This window comes from Streptococcus sp. NLN64 (assembly GCF_015831295.1).
Lineage (GTDB): Bacteria > Bacillota > Bacilli > Lactobacillales > Streptococcaceae > Streptococcus.
In genome coordinates this window covers 1-1091 of sequence record NZ_JADXDQ010000114.1, presented here as the reverse complement: position 1 = coordinate 1091, position 1091 = coordinate 1, and the positions used below count along the sequence as shown (strand labels likewise).

Below are 1091 nucleotides of genomic sequence, written 5' to 3'. Positions count from 1 at the left end.
ATACTCAGTTAAGTTCAAAATCTGAAACCAACCATTGTCTTCGGACAATGGTTTTTAAATCTTCCCAATGTAAACCTCTAATGACTGTTTCTAATTGATCGATGACTGCTTCAAGTGAAGAAAACACCTTATTCTTAAAGCCTCGTTTTCGAATTTCTGCCCAAACCTGTTCAATTGGATTCATTTCTGGTGTATATGGCGGAATGAATTCAAAGCCTATATTTCTAGGGATGACTAATTCCTGAGATTTATGCCATACTGCATTATCCATAATTAATAAGATGTAGTCATCTGGATACTGTTCAGAAAGCTGCTTCAGGAATTCGTTCATCCAAGCTGAATTACAGCCACCAGCTATTATGAAGAAAGATTCCCCAGTAAAAGCATCGACAGCTCCATAACAATAACGATATTCTCGAATATGGTGGCTTCCTACTATAGGACGGTGTCCTTTGGGAGCCCAAGCTTTCCCAAGTTTACTAATACGCCCAAAACCAGCTTCATCTTGATACATCACACGAACTTTGTTGTAGCGTCTACTGTGTTTAAAGCGCTTTCTCAACTTCCGGAATTTAGATTTTATTTTTAGACGCCTTAATAGTTTGGGCGTCTGCCTTTTTTGGATGTTCTGGACGGGGAGTTATTTTTCGCCATCCGTGACGTTTTAAAAGATCGTAGAAAGCTACTTTTGATGTGCTTTTGTTAATTTTCTTTTGATAGGCTTGGTGTAAATGAGTAGCAGTAACAATCTCTCCAGCCTGAGCTGATTCCAATTCGTTCTCTAGAAATTCAGCCTCCTCTTCAAAGGATAGATAGGCGTTACGTCGACCTCCACGGCCATCTTTTGTTAGAGCGGACAAGCCATCTGATTCATATTTAGTTACCAAACGCCAAACCGTATCATGAGATAGATTAAGTAGTTGTTTAATTTCTGAGTAGGTTTTATCCTGGCTTCTAAAATATACGGCTTGGATACGTTTATGAAAAGAAGCTAGTGATTTATCTTTTAGGGCTGTTTCTAATTCGTTAATGTGTTCTGGTGTAAAAATCATAATACTATTATATTTCAGATTTTGAAACTAATCAAGTAT

General features: G+C 37.7%; 1 protein-coding gene. It reads right to left on the bottom strand.

What is annotated here, in order from left to right; genetic code table 11:
- Positions 1–4: 4 nt before the first annotated feature.
- Positions 5–1052, bottom strand: a protein-coding gene (locus tag I2503_RS09365) for an IS630 family transposase (protein ID WP_196967783.1) whose coding sequence is annotated in 2 segments (ribosomal slippage) — positions 5–613 and positions 615–1052 — 1047 coding nt in all. Because the reading frame shifts where the segments join, the coding sequence is not laid out codon by codon here.
- Positions 1053–1091 lie beyond the last annotated feature (39 nt).